At 49.7% G+C, this 15,762-nt stretch carries 14 protein-coding genes and 2 pseudogenes; 10 read left to right on the top strand and 6 right to left on the bottom strand.

Features of this window, described 5'->3' with window-relative positions; genetic code table 11:
• Nucleotides 1-86 precede the first annotated feature (86 nt).
• The gene (coaD, locus tag O71_RS13155) at nucleotides 87-566 is read left to right on the top strand and encodes a pantetheine-phosphate adenylyltransferase (RefSeq protein ID WP_007657551.1); all 480 of its coding nucleotides are present in this window, start codon (nucleotides 87-89) and stop codon (nucleotides 564-566) included.
• Here the strand turns inward: coaD and O71_RS13150 are convergent.
• Nucleotides 520-1,200, bottom strand: a complete 681-nt coding sequence (locus O71_RS13150) for an NUDIX hydrolase (protein ID WP_007657550.1) — start codon at nucleotides 1,198-1,200, stop codon at nucleotides 520-522. The genes coaD and O71_RS13150 overlap by 47 nt on opposite strands.
• Nucleotides 1,201-1,309: 109 nt before the next feature.
• Here O71_RS13150 and pyrE point away from each other — a divergent pair, with 109 nt between their 5' ends.
• The 5 genes and pseudogenes from pyrE (at nucleotide 1,310) to O71_RS27320 (ending at nucleotide 4,551) form a co-directional block, all read left to right on the top strand.
• The gene (pyrE, locus tag O71_RS13145) at nucleotides 1,310-1,948 is read left to right on the top strand and encodes an orotate phosphoribosyltransferase (protein WP_007657548.1); all 639 of its coding nucleotides are present in this window, start codon (nucleotides 1,310-1,312) and stop codon (nucleotides 1,946-1,948) included.
• Between the two features lie 16 nt (nucleotides 1,949-1,964).
• Nucleotides 1,965-2,462 (top strand): metallophosphoesterase, encoded by a 498-nt coding sequence (locus O71_RS13140; protein ID WP_007657546.1) that lies wholly within the window; start codon nucleotides 1,965-1,967, stop codon nucleotides 2,460-2,462.
• 369 nt (nucleotides 2,463-2,831) lie between these two features.
• Nucleotides 2,832-3,871 (top strand): annotated as a pseudogene (locus O71_RS13130) (low specificity L-threonine aldolase).
• Nucleotides 3,872-3,919: 48 nt separating this feature from the next.
• Nucleotides 3,920-4,297, top strand: coding sequence for a hypothetical protein (locus tag O71_RS27325; protein WP_369750926.1), 378 nt, complete (start codon nucleotides 3,920-3,922; stop codon nucleotides 4,295-4,297).
• A gap of 47 nt (nucleotides 4,298-4,344) precedes the next feature.
• A complete protein-coding gene (locus O71_RS27320) occupies nucleotides 4,345-4,551 on the top strand; it encodes a hypothetical protein (RefSeq protein WP_369750925.1) in 207 nt (68 codons plus the stop codon).
• 1 nt (nucleotide 4,552) lies between these two features.
• Here the strand turns inward: O71_RS27320 and O71_RS13120 are convergent.
• Nucleotides 4,553-5,463 (bottom strand): annotated as a pseudogene (locus tag O71_RS13120) (DUF58 domain-containing protein).
• A 12-nt stretch (nucleotides 5,464-5,475) separates the two neighbouring features.
• Nucleotides 5,476-5,787, bottom strand: a complete 312-nt coding sequence (locus tag O71_RS13115; protein ID WP_007657543.1) for a septal ring lytic transglycosylase RlpA family protein — start codon at nucleotides 5,785-5,787, stop codon at nucleotides 5,476-5,478.
• Nucleotides 5,788-6,033: 246 nt separating this feature from the next.
• Here O71_RS13115 and O71_RS13110 point away from each other — a divergent pair, with 246 nt between their 5' ends.
• The gene (locus O71_RS13110; protein WP_007657542.1) at nucleotides 6,034-6,390 is read left to right on the top strand and encodes a DUF3276 family protein; all 357 of its coding nucleotides are present in this window, start codon (nucleotides 6,034-6,036) and stop codon (nucleotides 6,388-6,390) included.
• A 132-nt stretch (nucleotides 6,391-6,522) separates the two neighbouring features.
• Nucleotides 6,523-7,620, top strand: coding sequence for a redox-regulated ATPase YchF (gene ychF, locus O71_RS13105; protein WP_007657540.1), 1,098 nt, complete (start codon nucleotides 6,523-6,525; stop codon nucleotides 7,618-7,620).
• 150 nt (nucleotides 7,621-7,770) lie between these two features.
• Here the strand turns inward: ychF and O71_RS13100 are convergent, their stop codons facing one another.
• Nucleotides 7,771-9,093, bottom strand: coding sequence for a DUF5103 domain-containing protein (locus tag O71_RS13100; RefSeq protein WP_007657538.1), 1,323 nt, complete (start codon nucleotides 9,091-9,093; stop codon nucleotides 7,771-7,773).
• Between the two features lie 184 nt (nucleotides 9,094-9,277).
• Here O71_RS13100 and O71_RS13095 point away from each other — a divergent pair, with 184 nt between their 5' ends.
• Nucleotides 9,278-10,141, top strand: a complete 864-nt coding sequence (locus tag O71_RS13095) for an SDR family oxidoreductase (RefSeq protein ID WP_007657536.1) — start codon at nucleotides 9,278-9,280, stop codon at nucleotides 10,139-10,141.
• 5 nt (nucleotides 10,142-10,146) lie between these two features.
• Here O71_RS13095 and O71_RS13090 read toward each other — a convergent pair whose 3' ends face one another.
• Complete coding sequence (locus O71_RS13090) at nucleotides 10,147-11,508, bottom strand: PAS domain-containing sensor histidine kinase (RefSeq protein WP_007657534.1); 1,362 nt, start codon at nucleotides 11,506-11,508, stop codon at nucleotides 10,147-10,149.
• Nucleotides 11,498-12,886: a sigma-54 dependent transcriptional regulator gene (locus O71_RS13085; RefSeq protein WP_007657532.1), complete on the bottom strand. Its 1,389-nt coding sequence runs from the start codon at nucleotides 12,884-12,886 to the stop codon at nucleotides 11,498-11,500. The genes O71_RS13090 and O71_RS13085 overlap by 11 nt, the downstream gene beginning before the upstream one ends.
• Nucleotides 12,887-13,129: 243 nt before the next feature.
• On the opposite strand from O71_RS13085, the gene O71_RS13080 reads away from it, so the two are divergent.
• Nucleotides 13,130-15,553: an ABC transporter permease gene (locus tag O71_RS13080; RefSeq protein WP_007657530.1), complete on the top strand. Its 2,424-nt coding sequence runs from the start codon at nucleotides 13,130-13,132 to the stop codon at nucleotides 15,551-15,553.
• Nucleotides 15,554-15,762 lie beyond the last annotated feature (209 nt).

The raw sequence follows: 15,762 nt of genomic DNA, 5'->3' as shown, positions 1-15,762 counted from the left end.
TTTGCCTTTAACTTCATTCAATCACTCATCCTGAAATTAACTCATTCAAAAATTAAGAATTACTCAATCGCTTAATCAAAATCAACATGAAAAGAGTTGCCATTTTCCCCGGATCCTTTGACCCCTTTACCAATGGCCATTTGGACGTGGTGTTGCGTGGTTCTAAAATGTTTGATGAGATTGTGATCGCCATTGGCAACAACAGCAGCAAACAACGCTACATTCCAGTAGAGAAGATGGTGGATATTATCGGAGAGGTTTTCAAAGATAAGCCCAATATTACAGCACGCTCTTATAAAGGACTTACAGCAGAATTTGCCCGTGAAGTAAAAGCTACTTTTTTGCTGCGCGGACTGCGCAACACCACCGACTTCGAATATGAAAACACGATAGCCCAGGCTAACCGTCATATCAACAAAGAGCTGGAGACCGTGTTCCTGATCACCTCACCAGCTTTGGCGGCCATCAGCTCTACGATCATCCGCGAAATTCATCGCTTTGGTGGCAATGTAGACGAATTTATACCTTTCCAGATTTCAGCGATTGGAGATATTCCCGCACAATAAAGGCAATCGAGGTATAGGCTTTAGGCAGCACTTCCATGGCCTCTTCCGGTGTCATCCAGCGCACTTCTTCTATAAACTCCTCCGCCTGCGGCTTCATCAGGCTGTCATCTGTACACTCCATCAAGTACCAGCTTGTCTTCTTGAGGATCTTCTTGCCTTTGAAAGCATAAGAATGCCAGGTCTTCGGAAGTTTATTTAACACTTCTACCGAGATATTGCACTCTTCTTCTACTTCGCGCACAGCACCATCCTGCGTCTTCTCACCCTTGTTCAGCTTGCCTTTAGGCAGGTCCCAAACCCCAAGGCGGTAGATCATCAGGATTTTTCCATCTTTCAACACCAGCCCGCCTCCGGCTTTCACGATCTTGAACTGATCTTTGAGGTGCTCGATCAATTGTTTTTTCTTGTTGGCAACCAGTGTAAGCGAATTTAGCTTTTTCAGCTTCTTTACCTCCATTAGCCGTACAATACGATCTATCAACTGCGGGTCAGCCCCCTTTATCAGCACATCCCCTACCAGATCTTTAGAGGTGAAGTGGTTGTCAGCATCGAGCACCAGATCGTAGTGATGGCGGTGTACCTTCTCGTTCGACTTTTTGAGGATAAGCGGAATATCGTTAATAAAAACGTTCATAGGGTCAAGTGCTCGTATATCAGGCTTGAAATTTACACAAATCAATCAATATTTCGCTGTAAAGAAAATACAGGTCGCTAAAAAGGGGAAATATTTCTTAAATTCGGCCATGGATAATCAGACGACAGCACATCAGGTAGCCTCTTTCCTGCTGGAAACCGAGGCCGTGAAATTGAGACCAGAACAGCCCTTTAAATGGAGCTCCGGTTGGAATTCGCCCATCTACTGCGATAACCGCGTGACCTTATCCTTCCCGCACATCCGGAGTTATATCAAGCAGCAATTAGCTGAAATGATCAAACAGAACTTTCCGGAGGCTGAGGCCATCGCAGGGGTTGCCACGGCAGGTATAGCCCAGGGGGCACTGGTCGCCGATCTGCTGGAAATGCCTTTCTTGTATGTACGCCCGCAGCCAAAGAGTCACGGTATGGCCAACCAGATCGAAGGTAAGCTGATCTCTGGCCAGAAAGTTGTCATGGTGGAAGACCTGATATCAACAGGTGGCAGCTCACTGAAGGCAGCAGAAGCCGTACGATCTGCAGGCGGCAATGTAGTAGGTATGGCAGCGATCTTCACCTATGGGTTTGCTTTGGCAGAGGAGAACTTCAGGGAAGCAGGTATTCCACTGCACTGTCTCAGCGATTACCAGGCGCTGACCGAAGCCGCCATGCAAAATGGCTACATCCCGGAGTCAGCCATGCCTACGCTGGCGGAGTGGCGCCAATCCCCTGAAACCTGGAAGGTATAAGCAAACAAGGTATAGCATGAAAATAGGCCTCCTCTCTGACACGCACGACTATATGGATGATCAGATCCTGCGGCACCTGGCTGACCGGGACGAGATCTGGCATGCCGGTGACTTTGGCACTGCCATGGTAGCAGAGCGTCTCAGCGAGGTGGCTCCCCTTCGGGGCGTGTATGGCAACATTGACGGACAGGACATCCGCTCACTGTACCCGAAGGTGCTGCGTTTCGATGTCAATGGTCTGGATGTATTAATGACCCACATCGGCGGCTATCCCGGCAAGTACCATCCGGATATCAGACAGGAAATCAAGACGAACCCTCCGGGGCTGTTTATCACCGGGCATTCCCACATCCTCAAAGTAATGCCTGACAAAACCTTAGGTAAGTTGCTGCACCTGAATCCCGGAGCGGCAGGCCGACACGGTTTTCACCAGGTGCGCACCATGATGCGCTTTGCTATTGAAGAAGGTCAGATTCGCGATCTGCAGGTGATCGAACTTGGCAAGCGGGCATAAAAAAAGCGTGCCTGCTGGTGCAAGCACACTTTGAAGTCTTTCGAAAACCCGCCAACCGAAGCTTTCACAGCGTTGGCAGGCAGATGGTTTTACTTTGCCGTAAAAGACTACTCAGCAGAAGCTTCTTCTTCCTTCTTGTTCTTAGGCGCTTCACCGAACTGAGCACGCAGCTCGTCCATGTCCACGTTCTTAATAACTGGCGTCAAAAGCAATTGCTTAATTCTGGCAACCTTGTTGTTTGCTCTTGCCTTATTCTTACGGTCTTTTCTTTTAAGTCTAGTAACTCCCATCGTTGCAAAATTTAAATTTGAAGGGCAAAAGTAAGTTATTATTTTTACAAAGTAAAGTATTTCTAGCATCAAATTCGATATGAACATAACAGATCTCCGCTCCGACACCGTCACAAAGCCCACTCCCGCCATGCTGCAAGCTATGTTTGCCGCCCAGGTAGGCGACGACGTGTACGAAGAAGACCCAACCATAAACGCCCTCGAACGGAAAGCTGCAGCCCTTTTTGGGATGGAAGCAGGCCTTTTCTGCCCTTCCGGTACCATGACCAACCAGATCGCTATCAAAGCTCACACAGAACCTATGACGGAGGTGATCTGTGATATTACGGCGCACATTTACCAGTATGAAGGTGGTGGCATCATGTTTAACTCCGGCGCATCAGTTGCACTCGTACATGGTGAGCGCGGCAAAATGACACCGGAGCAGGTTGAGGCGCATATCCGTCCGGATAACATCCACTACCCTCCCACCCGCCTGGTCGCCCTGGAGAATACCTGCAACAAAGGTGGCGGCTCTTACTATACCTTGCCAGAGATAGCCGCTATTTCCGGGGTATGCAAGCGTCATGGCATTGCCCTGCACCTGGATGGTGCCCGTGTGTTCAACGCCCTGGTAGCTTCTGGTGAGAACCCGCAGGAATACGTACTTACTTTGATAGTATTTCAATCTGTCTCTCAAAAGGACTAGGTGCGCCGGTAGGCTCTCTCCTGCTGGGTACGAAAGAGTTTATCAAAAAATCACGTCGTATTCGTAAAGTGCTGGGCGGCGGTATACGCCAGGGCGGTTACCTGGCTGCAGCCGGTATCTATGCACTCGACCACCATGTGGAGCGCCTGGCAGAAGATCATCAGAAGGCGAAGCAGTTGGAGGCAGCTTTAAACGAAGCGGATTACGTGGAGTATGTGCTTCCCGTGCAAACCAACATTGTCATATTCAAGCTTAACGACAGGTATAAAGATGTAAATTTTGTGGCCGCACTGGCAGAGCAGCAGATACGTGCCAGCAGTTTTGGTCCACAGATGATTCGTTTTGTGACGCATTTGGATGTGAGCGAAGAAATGCTGCAGCATGTGCTGCAGGTACTGCACAGCCTCAATAAAAAGCAGGTGGCGGTTTAGTCCGTCACCTGTTATACCTCCGTTCTAACTTATTACATCACTGCAGCCATGGCCTCAGAAAACACGCACCACATAGCTTCTGATGTACTGACGGTACTCAGAAAAGATCCGGTCATGGCTCAGATCGTGGAGCAAGGCCTGTCGATTGAATCAGCCAAATCAGAGGATATATACTTCAGGCTGCTCAGTGCTATTGTATCGCAGCAGCTCAGTACCAAAGCAGCCGCTACTATCTTTGGGCGCTTCAAAGAACTTTTTCCTGACAACTACCCGCACGCTCACCTGGTGCTTGAAACGCCGGATGAAACCCTCCGAGGAGCCGGACTTTCTTTTCAAAAAATTGGCTATGTGCGCAATGTAGCAGCTTTTGCGCAAGGTGGAAACTTAGAGCATGCACTTATAGACGCCATGGAGGACGAAGCCTGATACAGCACCTGACCCAGATAAAAGGTATAGGCCGCTGGACGGTAGAGATGCTGCTGATGTTTGCACTGGAGCGACCGGACGTGATGCCTGTAGATGATCTGGGTATACAGAATGCGATGAAAAGACACTATGGGTTGGAAGAATCCGGGAAAATACTAAAAGCTCGTATGCTGGAGATAGCAGAGAACTGGAGGCCTTATCGATCGGTAGCTTGTAAGTACTTGTGGCAGTCATTAGATAACGCACCAGGTTAAATCATCTCACCTTCGCCCGCTTCACCAGGTAGCTGTACAGCACCTTGTCAAATGGTTCGCTGATATCAACCGGCACAAAATCGATCTTGTACTGTCCGCATTTTAACTCCAGTTCACGCTTGTAATTGCTTACAGCATGTTGGTAATGGGCTTTCACCTGGGAGGGCTGTAGCTTAAGTTCCTGCCCTGTCTCCACATCCACAAACACATAAGGCCGCTCAGCAAAGTCAAATTCCTCCTCTGTGCGACGGTCCATCACATGGAAGATCAGCACTTCATGCTTCTGGTGCTTCAGGTGTTGCAGGGCGGCAAAAATGGCATCGCTGTTTTCGTGCTGCCCCAGCATATCACTAAAGATAACGACAAGCGATCGCTTCGGTATTTGCTGGGCAATCTGGTGGATCACAGAAGCGACATCCGTTTTGGTGCGGGATGGTGCTTCTTCCAACTGCTTTTGCAGGAGCAATAACAAGGTATGCAGGTGCGAGGCGGTGGAACGAACAGGTGTTTGCTGCCTTACGGTATCGGCAAAAGTCACCAAGCTACGGCATCTCGCTGCTTGCGAAGCAGTGTGGCCAGGGCAGCGGCACACAGTACACTGAAAGTCAATTTACCACGGCTTTCTACCGGATAATACATAGAGGGGGAAACATCCAACAGGATGTGGCAGCGCAAGTTCGTCTCTTCCTCGAACCGTTTTACAAACAGTTTATCAGTTCGGGCAAAGACTTTCCAGTCGATGTGGCGGGTACTTTCGCCGCTGTTGTAGAGCCGGTGCTCCGAGAACTCTACCGAAAAGCCATGATAGGGAGACTGGTGCAGCCCCGTAATAAAGCCCTCTACCAGCTGCTTGGCCAGAAATTCCATGTTCTCAAATTTCTGAATATCGGCTAGGGTGAGCGGCTTTTTCATACAGGTATAGGCTTATTTCTTTCCGGTCGGCTTTATCTCAGAAACGACGGTTGTCATTTCGGGTTGCCCATCGTCGGGAACTTCGTGCAATTGTACAGAGGCGATCCCCTCCCGGATCAACTCGATCTGCTGAGCAGCCGCCTTGGACAGGTCAATGATGCGATGCCGGCTGTGTGCCATGCGGTCGTTGATGCGCACGATCACCGATTTGCCATTGCGCACATTGGTTACCTGCACATAGGTGTTGAACGGTAACGTGGCGTGAGCGGCCGTGAGCTGTGTTTTGTCATAGCGCTCGCCGTTGGCGGTCCGGTGTCCGTGCATGCGGTCGGCGTAGTAAGAAGCTTGCCGTCAGCAGAATAAAGGGCCGTACCGGAATTGAAAGAAAAGAGAAATACTAGTATAAGTGAAAGCAAATTCATACTATACTATATTTGGTCCGGTGACAAATATAGAATTAAATCTCTGCAGCGCTGCAAAATGGCTAAATTTTAAATTCAAAAATTTTTATATATCAGAACAATATGTTAGCTTTAGGTTCAGAAAGTTGAATTTAACGTCTATAACACGGTGGAAGAGAACAACGACAAAGCAGAAATTTATTCCCAAAGAGTAAGAGCAGGGAAGAGAACGTATTTCTTTGATGTGAAATCAACTCGCTCAAACGACTTCTATGTGACCATCACAGAGAGCAAGCGCAAGTTCAAGGATGACGAGTTCTCGTACGAGAAACACAAGATCTTCCTTTACAAAGAGGACTTCGTGAAGTTCATGGAAGCCTTGCAGGGCACAATCGATCACGTTAAATCCGAACTTTTGACAGAAGAGGCCCTCGCCGCCCTCGAAAGACCAGCCGAAACCGAGGCAACTCCGGTACCGGTGGCCAATGCCGAGGTGTCTTTTGATGAAGAACTGAAGTGGGAATAGACTCCCCGTTTTTAGTTTAGCGACCGAGAGCCCGTGTTTCCAGCACGGGCTTTTTTTATACCCCCAGCCCCTGCCCTATACTGACTGAAATTTCGTATCTTTGCGCCCTGGTATAAAACAAGATAAAGATAAATGGGACTAAGATGCGGAATCGTGGGACTGCCAAATGTGGGCAAGTCCACTTTGTTCAACGCTATTTCGAATGCTAAGGCAGAATCTGCCAATTACCCTTTCTGTACCATCGAACCGAACGTGGGCGTGATCACCGTGCCTGATGAGCGCCTCCAGATCCTGGAAGAACTGGTTACACCGCAACGTGTACTGCCTACCGTGATCGAGTTTGTGGACATTGCCGGCCTGGTGAAAGGTGCCAGCAAAGGTGAAGGTCTGGGTAACAAGTTTCTGGCCAACATCCGTGAGGTAGATGCCATCATCCATGTGGTGCGTTGCTTCGAGGATCCGAACATCGTACACGTAGCTGGCAAAGTAGACCCTATTTCTGATAAAGAGATCATTGACACAGAGCTGCAGCTGAAAGACCTGGAGTCCATCGAGAAAATGATGATCAAGGTACAGCGTTCTGCCAAGGCAGGTGATGCAAAAGCAAAAAAAGAACTGGCTTCGCTCGAGAAGTACAAGAATCATTTGGAACAGGGCCTGAACGCCCGCAGCCTCGACGCTACCGAAGATGATAAAGAAACGATCAGCGAGCTGAACCTGCTGACAGACAAGCCTGTGATTTACGCTGCCAACGTGGACGAAAATTCCATGAACGACGGTAACGAGTACTCTAAGGCCCTGGAAGAGCACGTGAAAAACGAAAATGCGCAGGTTGTTCTCATATCCGCCTCCATCGAAGCGCAAATCGCAGAGCTGACTGATCCGGAAGAAAAAGAAATGTTCCTGGCTGAGTATGGCCTGAAAGAGTCTGGCTTAAACAAGCTCATCCGGGCTTCTTACGAATTGCTCAACCTGATCACCTACTTTACCGCCGGTGTGAAAGAGGTACGCGCCTGGACAATTGAGAAAGGCTGGAAAGCTCCTCAGGCTGCAGGTGTTATACACTCTGACTTCGAGAAAGGCTTCATCCGTGCAGAGGTGATCAAACTGAAGGACTACCAGGAGTACAAGACTGAGGCCAAGATCAAGGAAGCAGGTAAGATGGCTGTGGAAGGCAAAGACTATGTGGTGCAGGACGGTGATATCATGCACTTCCGTTTCAATGTATAAACCACACAATTTCAAATAATAAAAAAGGCGGGATTTCTCCCGCCTTTTTTTGTAAACAATGGACTTTACTGCTAAACTTAAAGCTGATAGTCACCGGTGTTGGTAATAGGGAAGACAGGTTTAGAGCAACTGGGTATTTATGCAGCCCAGTTACCTGTTATTGAACAAAATCTCCTCATATCCGATCAACAGGTCGGCACGGGAACCTGGCGGGCGATAATAGATCAGGATGTCATAAGTGTTTCCTGTGGCAAAGTGGCTCCCCTCAAAGTAGCTGGCATCCGCTGCCTGTCCATTGGCGCGCTTTAGTGCATAGTAGTAGTTATAATAACCCTGCTTCAGCAATAGCCTCCCTTTATAAGCCTGCTGTTCCTGGTCGTAGCGCATACGGCTTTCGTCATTTAACAGCCAGTCGGTCAAGCCGCCCTGTATATACACTTCGCCTTGCTCCTCTCCTGTCTTCAACTCAAAATCTACCCAGGTATAGTCAGCATTCACAATCGAGTTACCATACTCTCTGTTGCCAAACAACATTTTACCGTCAGCGTCGGGGTCCTGGCTATACGCTGCACCAGCCCGGCTGCGATCAGGTTGTAGCAATATATGCACAGGCGAAGCTTCCAAATTGATCTGCTCTATACCTAAACCTTTGAAGCGGATACTGCGCGAATCGAAGGAACGGAACTCGCTCAAACCCAGGAAGTGATCCTTCGCCTCGAAAAACACATACTCCAGTCGTCGCTGATCATCGCGAACAAAAGCCGGCCTTGGGTATACCTTGGCATTGTCCCAGCGGTGATTCTGACGCATGACAGCTTTTACCTCCTGTGCCGGATTCACCAGGGCGTAGTCTTTATAAAACACGTTGAACTCTAAGGGTTGGCGGGCTGCTCTCCCCTCTGGGCCGGTTGGCATGCCAAGTTTGGCAGTTACGGCGACCAGGTTCTGGTATACCAGTATGCGCCTGGTCAACAGCAGATTACCTCCCTCCTCACTTACCTGCAGCACATAATTTCCGCTCAGCTTCACACGTGGCACCCGAAAGCGGTAATGTACATAGGGCACGCGGGTGTTGATGGAGTTCTGCACATCTGTGATGAAGAACTCGTTGAAGTCGTTGAGGTACTGCGCGTCATTCAGTCCGGAAGGGGTCCAGTCGGCGTTGCAGTGCACCAGTTTGGCCACGAGCCGCTGCGGACCGGCATTGAGGCGATCGAACTCCAGCAGGATGGGCTGCTCCTGGCCTATGGAAATAACGGCAGGTTCCAGTACTGCTTCCGGGCCGCCAGTGCCGCGGTAACACTGCACAGAGCGTATACTGTTATCGTACACATAGTCTTCATAGCGTACGGACTGCTGCGTCGTACTGCCCGAAGTGGCATATCCCTGCTGTTCAAGCGGTACGCAGGCTGCCAGGCCCAGACAAATAGAAGCTACCGCAAAGGCGTTGCTAAACTTATTCCAGAACATCATATAATTCTATCAGCTACTAGTGGGCTTACAAAAACCACTACCCACACAATTATATCCGAAGATAGGAATTTTTGAACAAAGCTGAAGTAACTGCGTAGTGGAGCATTGTATTTTTCCTTTAATACACTGCATATCAATCGTTTATCACGTATAGGAATTAACGCGAAACAAACAGCCCTTCACTATGAAAAAAGTTCTACTGGCCGGCGCTACCGGGCACCTGGGGAGGCATATTTTCCGGGAGCTAAAGCAGCATGGATATGAAGTGCGTGTATTGGCGCGTAATCTGAAAAAAGCACAGTCCCTTTTCCCGGATCCGGAAGAGCTCGTGCTTGCCGACGCATCAAAGCCTTTCTCGTTAGAAGGCTGCTGTACAGGAGTGGATGTGGTGATCTCAGCTCTGGGCAAAAATCTAAGTCTCCGTCACCAGGGCGGTGGCTCATTTCACGATATCAATTACAAGGCAAACCTCAATTTATTAAAAGAAGCGGAGCAGGCTGGTGTTCGGCAGTTTATCTATGTGTCGGCATTCGGGGCAGGACGTTATCCGCAGCTGGCATACTTTAAGGCACATGCCGCTTTCGAGAAGGCCTTACGATACAGTTCACTCTCTTATATCATTCTAAAACCGGTTGCCTTGTTTTCAGTATTTGAAGAGATGGCAGCCATGGCAAGAAAAGGGCACATTGGGCAGCTTGGCCAGGGAGACAAACTCACGAACCCTATTTATGATGGGGATGTGGCCCGCATAGCAATCGACTGCATCGGAAAACCCAGCCAGTCCCTGGAGCTTGGCGGCCCCACTACCTATACCCGGCAGGAACTGGCGCAGCTGGTGTGTGATGCAGCGGGTTATAACGGACGTGTAGCCGAAATCCCCTTCGATTATGTGGATACGCTTCTGCCTTTTGTGCGGCTGCTCAGCCGTAGCCTCTACGACAAACTGGCTTTTATGACGGCTGTGAGCAAAGTAGACTGTGTAGCACCTGCAGTAGGGCAGTATACTTTAGAAGATTATTTTGAGCTGGAACCTCAACTAAGTTCCTGAGCCGATCAAAACCTCAGTATAAGAGTAGTTCCTTTATCCAGCTCCGACTGCACAGAAATAGAGCCTTTATGAAGACGCATGATCTGACGGGACAGGCTGAGCCCTATACCTGATCCGCTCTTCTTTGTAGTGAAGAAAGGAATAAAAATCTTGGTCGTGGCCTCTGCAGTCATACCCTGTCCGTTATCCTCCACCTCCAGGCACACGCGGCTTCGTTCGTCCAGGTAGGCACGTACAGTTATCTGTTTGTGGGCTCTTTCCTGAACTGCTTCCATCGCATTTTTAACCAGGTTGATGATCACCTGCTCCACCATACCTCTGTCGGCCGATAGCAACAGACTGCTGCCTGACCGCAACTCAATCTTAAAGTGAATGTCCTGCTGTATCAGCTGCTCTCGCAACAAGGTCTTTATTTCTGAGAGCAGCTCCCCTACATCGATCAGCGTCAACTCCGGTACCGTGATGCGGGTCAGGTTGCGGAAATCATTCACAAAATGAATCAGGCCATCGCTTCTGCGGCTGATCGTGTGCAGGCACTGGCGGATGTCCAGCAGTTCGTCCCGCAGCACTGTGATCTCCTCGGCATTCGTATCATCAACATACCCGCTTATTTCTTCGCCAGCACTGGCTGAGAGTGAGGCAATGGGCGTCACAGAGTTCATGATTTCATGGGTCAGCACCTTGATCAGGTTCTGCCATGCTTCCATCTCCTTGTCCTCCAGTTCCCGCTGTATGTTCTGTACCGATGCCAGCTTTACCTTATCTCCCAGCATCACCAGCTCGATCACCTGCACCGATAGGTTCGTTACTGAGCCTCCCTGTCGCAGTGGAACAACTGCTTTCTCGCCATGGTCCAGTCCAGAAAGGCGAACAGCTAAGTCAGGGTATAGAGCAGCCAGCTCCTGTATCTGATGCAGCGCCCCGACCTGCAGTAGCTTGCGGGCAGCGTGGTTGAGCAGCAGGATGCTGCCATCGTTTTTATAAGTGATGATGCCTGTTCCGACGTGCTGCACGATAGCTTCAAAATAGTGCAGGTGCGCCTCTTTTTCGGCCCGCACTGCCCTGAATTTTTTCATCACTTCATTCAAACCCGCTGCCAGTTCCCAGTGCAATCTGCCACCTGTCGATGCAGGTATAAGCTCTGTAAAATCGTCGTGCCGGATGGAGTTCAGGAAGCTCAGAAACTGCCGGTTTGTGCGCTCATGGAAGCGCACCAGCAGAAAAACCTGTAGCAGCAGGAAGAGCAAAAGTCCGATGAATGTGCCCCGGTAGGCCGGATCCAGCCCTACCTTTGCCAGCGCAAAAACAGTAAGTGCCAGAATGATGAGCCGCAGCACCAACTGTAACCGGTAGTTGTTAAAGCGCATATTTCTCTAGTCTTCGGTACAAAGCACCGCGGGACAGACCCAGTTCTTTGGCTGCTTTTGATACATTGCCTTCGTGTAACTGCATGGCCCGTTGCACCGCCTCTCGCTCCAGGTCCTCCAGATTCTGAGAGTTAGAAAATACCGCCGGAGCGGTTGCAGAAACGGCCGGTTCATCAGGTATAAAGAAAAAATCGTCCGGCTGCAATTCGCGGTTATCGCTCATGATGGAGGCACGCTCGAGCACATGCTGGAGCTCCCGCACATTGCCTGGCCAGGTATAGCGACGCAGCTTGGCCAGCGCGGCGTCAGAGAGTCGCTTGAGCGGCTGCTTATACTTGGTGGCGTATGTTTGCAGATAATGATCCGCAAATAAGGGAATGTCCTCCAGGCGCTCACGGAGCGGTGGCAGATTCAGCTCCACCGTGTTGATGCGGTAAAGCAGGTCCTGTCTGAATTCGTGCCGTTGTACCATTTCTTTCAGTGGCATATTGGTAGCGCAGATCAGGCGCACATCAATAGGTATAGGTTTGTTGGTCCCTACCCGGATGATCTCTCTGCGCTGCAGCACTGTCAGCAGCTTGCTTTGGAGGGCAGGCGACAAATTCCCGATCTCATCCAGAAAAAGCGTACCGCCGTTGGCAGCTTCAAACCGCCCCACCCTGTCCTCTTTCGCATCCGTAAAGGCGCCTTTCTTATGTCCGAAGAGTTCACTCTCAAACAGGGTTTCTGTGATGGCTCCCATATCTACCGTCACGAATACCTTATCAGCCCTCGAGGAGCGTTGGTGAATGGTGCGGGCGATGACTTCTTTTCCGGTACCGTTCTCGCCAAGCAGCAAGATATCGGCATCAGTCCGGGCTACTTTATCGATGATGGAGAACAGACTGCGCATGGCCTGGCTCTCCCCCGTGATGACCGGCTGCTGATGCTGCAGCTCAGCGGTGAGGGTGCGGTTTACCTGCCGGAGCTGGTTTACCTCTTTGTAAGAATGGCGCAGCTTGGAAGCCGCAGTCAGTGTTGCCAGCAACTTCTCGTTCTGCCAAGGCTTTAGCACGAAGTCAGTAGCACCCTCTTTCAGCGCGCGCACGGCCATCTCCACATCCCCGAAAGCAGTGATCATGACAACCACGGCCGATGGGTCATATTTCAGAATCTCCTTTAGCCAGTGAAAACCCTCCTGCCCGCTCGTAATGTCCTGACTGAAGTTCATGTCCAGGAGAATAATATCGAACTCTTCATTGGAAACCAGGAAGGGAATCTTCTTCGGATTCTTTTCCATTACCACTTCTTTGGCATATTTGCGCAGCAGCATTTTGGCCGAAAACAACACATCTTCGTTGTCGTCGATCACCAGTATTCTTCCCAGGTTTTGTTCCATGACAGGTATAGGTTTTAGAATAAGAGGATAGAAAATTATGCCAGTCGGGTTTAATGCTTAATTTAAGATAAATTTAGGAAAAATATAGCTTATACCTGTCCAGCCACGGACAATAAGTGTCCACAACTGGTCAGTTGAACAGTTCGCCTATACCTCATAAAGGCAGCAAAGCCCTTTTTGCAGGACTGGCACAACAATGGATTTAGCCAGGCTAATCGTTCTACTCCTAAAGCTGTACACGACATGTTAAAGCTCTACTTTCTAACGGCCTTCCGCTCACTGCTACGCAGCAGAGGCTACAGTCTGCTCAACGTGCTGGGTCTGGCACTGGGCATAACCTGCAGCATCCTGCTCTTCCTGGTCATTCAGTACGAGCTCAGCTATGACACCTTCCACAGCAAAGGAGATCGTATCTACCGGCTTAGCGTTGATGCGCATTATGCTGACGGTGTCTTTCAAACCACCTCCATTCACTTTCCGGCTACCAATGCATTGCGAAACAACAATCCGGGGTTTGAGAACATCACCCAGATGTATTCAGAAAATGACGGACAGGTAACTGTTCCGGGCGATGGCAATATGGCACCACGCCATTTTATCAATCAGGGTAATATTGCCTTTGTGGAGCCGGCCTTCTTTGATGTATTTGACTTCGACACAGGTGGACAGGACCTGCGCAGCTATATGCTGGAACCTAACAATGTGGTGCTCACCAATAGCATGGCAAAGCTTTTCTTTCCGGATGAAGATGAAGTAATAGGCAAGATCATCAGTTACAATAATAAACTAACGCTGAAAATAGTAGCTGTCATACCTGACTTTCCGGTTACGACCGATTTTCCATTTGTCATGCTCGCTTCATACCCTACCCTACAGGGCTTTCTGCCTTTTGATCTCAGCAGTTGGACCACCCTCATGAGTAACCACACCGCTTTTGCCGTGTTGCCCCCAAACGCAGATATAGATGCACTAGAGCAGCAGGCAAACACTATTATAAAGCGACTGATGCCAGACCAGAGATCCGCTACTGAACGCATCAAGCTGCAGCCGCTGCATGACATTCATTTCAATGCGGCATACGGCAATTATTCGCAGCGCACCATATCCAAAGAAGTGATCTGGTCGATGGCCCTGATCGGTCTGCTGCTGCTGGTGACAGCCTGCATCAACTTTATTAACCTGGCTACAGCACTGGCCGTGCGACGAGCCCGGGAGATAGGTATACGCAAAGTAATGGGCAGTAATCAGTTGCAACTGATGCTCCAGTTCCTGGGTGAAACACTGCTGATCACCCTGGTAGCCACACTTATATCTGTCATTCTTGTTGAACTGGCCTTACCGTATCTTAATCAACTGCTGGGCCTAAAGATAACCTTCAGCTTTTTGGAAAATCCTCAGCTACTGCTCTTTGTGGTACTGCAGTTGCTGCTGGTTACATTATTTGCAGGCTTATACCCTGCCTTTTTGTTAGCACGCTTCCAGCCAATTGCCGCCTTGCGCAGCCGTATGTCGGTTCAGGAAGTTGGGGGGCTGTCCCTGCGACGCAGCCTGGTTGTGCTGCAGTTTACCATTTGCCAGGTTCTCATCATCTGCACACTAATTGTAAACGAGCAGATGCAATACCTCCGTAACAAAGATCTGGGCTTTGACAAGGATGCTGTGGTAACAGTTCCGCTGCCCCGGGATAAAAGTGCTAAAATGGAGGCTCTTCGGGATGAGATTCTCAGAGACCCGGCGCTTCTCGGTGTTACCTTCGGTTCTGCCCCACCCTCCTCTGAAATAACACGCCTCAGCAGGTTCCGATATGGCCATGTAGAGAATATCATTCCTTTTCAGGCCAACATGAAATCCACGGACGAGCACTACCTGGAGCTATTCGACATCAAGCTCGTCGCGGGACGTATGTTCCGGGCAGATGGATTTGCAGAAGACTCTATCCTGCAGGTGCTCATCAACGAAACCATGCGCCGCAAACTAGATTTGAAGCAACCTGAGGAAGCCATAGGCAAAAATCTATACCTTAACGGCGGAGAGCAGAAGGCTATTATTGTGGGCGTAGTCGAAGACTTTCATCAGAACTCACTGCGCGACCCGATCGACCCGGCCATCTTTTACTCCGGTGACAGCGATTACTTCTTTATGATGGCCAAGGTAGACCTGCGCCAGTCAGAAGCGGCCCTGGCGCACCTGGAGCAGGTATGGCAGAAGGCCTACCCGGAAACCGTGTTTCATTATGAATTTATGGACGAGACGCTAAACCGCTTTTACAGAGACGAGTTACGACAAAGCACCCTTTTCAAAATTTTCTCCTTCATCGCCATTTTCATTGGCTGTCTGGGCCTTTACGGACTCATCGCCTTTATGGCAACCCAGCGCACCAAAGAGATAGGTATACGCAAGGTCATGGGTGCTTCGGTGTTCCAGATCACTGTGCTCTTCTCCAAGGAATTTGTGAAACTTGTACTGATCGCCTTTGTACTGGCAGCCCCTATTGCCTGGTACCTGATGAGTCAATGGCTGCAGGACTTTACCTACCGCATCAGCATCGGCTATATTCCGTTCCTGATGGCTGGAGCCGCCACCCTTGTCATTGCACTGATCACCATGAGCACACAGGCAGTAAGGGCAGCTATAGCCAATCCGGTGCTTTCCTTAAAGGCAGAATGATCCTCTTGATTGTAAGTCAAAAATTTTCTCTCTAAAAGTGAGGCAATTACGTGTCATGGCTTATTTTTTTGACAAAAAAGCCGGGCTGAGGCTTTGCAAAATAAAAGCGGCCCGCTATATTTGCATCACAATACGACAGAATGGTCCGTTCGTCTAGGGGTTAGGACTCCAGATTTTCATTCTGGCAACAGGGGTTCGATTCCCCTACG

This window comes from Pontibacter sp. BAB1700, from assembly GCF_000277005.1.
GTDB lineage: Bacteria > Bacteroidota > Bacteroidia > Cytophagales > Hymenobacteraceae > Pontibacter > Pontibacter lucknowensis.
The sequence above is the reverse complement of the archived record's forward strand: the minus strand, read 5'-3'. Positions and strand labels throughout refer to the sequence as shown.

What these genes read in the sequence shown, in the direction of transcription:
- O71_RS13095 (WP_007657536.1), top strand. Translation starts at nt 9,278, where the DNA reads ATGAAAAAAGTTCTACTGGCCGGCGCTACCGGGCACCTGGGGAGGCAT.
- ychF (WP_007657540.1), top strand. Translation starts at nt 6,523, where the DNA reads ATGGGACTAAGATGCGGAATCGTGGGACTGCCAAATGTGGGCAAGTCC.
- O71_RS13100 (WP_007657538.1), bottom strand. Translation starts at nt 9,093, where the DNA reads ATGATGTTCTGGAATAAGTTTAGCAACGCCTTTGCGGTAGCTTCTATT.
- O71_RS13150 (WP_007657550.1), bottom strand. Translation starts at nt 1,200, where the DNA reads ATGAACGTTTTTATTAACGATATTCCGCTTATCCTCAAAAAGTCGAAC.
- O71_RS13115 (WP_007657543.1), bottom strand. Translation starts at nt 5,787, where the DNA reads ATGCACGGACACCGGACCGCCAACGGCGAGCGCTATGACAAAACACAG.
- O71_RS13080 (WP_007657530.1), top strand. Translation starts at nt 13,130, where the DNA reads ATGTTAAAGCTCTACTTTCTAACGGCCTTCCGCTCACTGCTACGCAGC.
- O71_RS27320 (WP_369750925.1), top strand. Translation starts at nt 4,345, where the DNA reads ATGCTGCTGATGTTTGCACTGGAGCGACCGGACGTGATGCCTGTAGAT.
- O71_RS13090 (WP_007657534.1), bottom strand. Translation starts at nt 11,508, where the DNA reads ATGCGCTTTAACAACTACCGGTTACAGTTGGTGCTGCGGCTCATCATT.
- pyrE (WP_007657548.1), top strand. Translation starts at nt 1,310, where the DNA reads ATGGATAATCAGACGACAGCACATCAGGTAGCCTCTTTCCTGCTGGAA.
- coaD (WP_007657551.1), top strand. Translation starts at nt 87, where the DNA reads ATGAAAAGAGTTGCCATTTTCCCCGGATCCTTTGACCCCTTTACCAAT.
- O71_RS27325 (WP_369750926.1), top strand. Translation starts at nt 3,920, where the DNA reads ATGGCCTCAGAAAACACGCACCACATAGCTTCTGATGTACTGACGGTA.
- O71_RS13140 (WP_007657546.1), top strand. Translation starts at nt 1,965, where the DNA reads ATGAAAATAGGCCTCCTCTCTGACACGCACGACTATATGGATGATCAG.
- O71_RS13085 (WP_007657532.1), bottom strand. Translation starts at nt 12,886, where the DNA reads ATGGAACAAAACCTGGGAAGAATACTGGTGATCGACGACAACGAAGAT.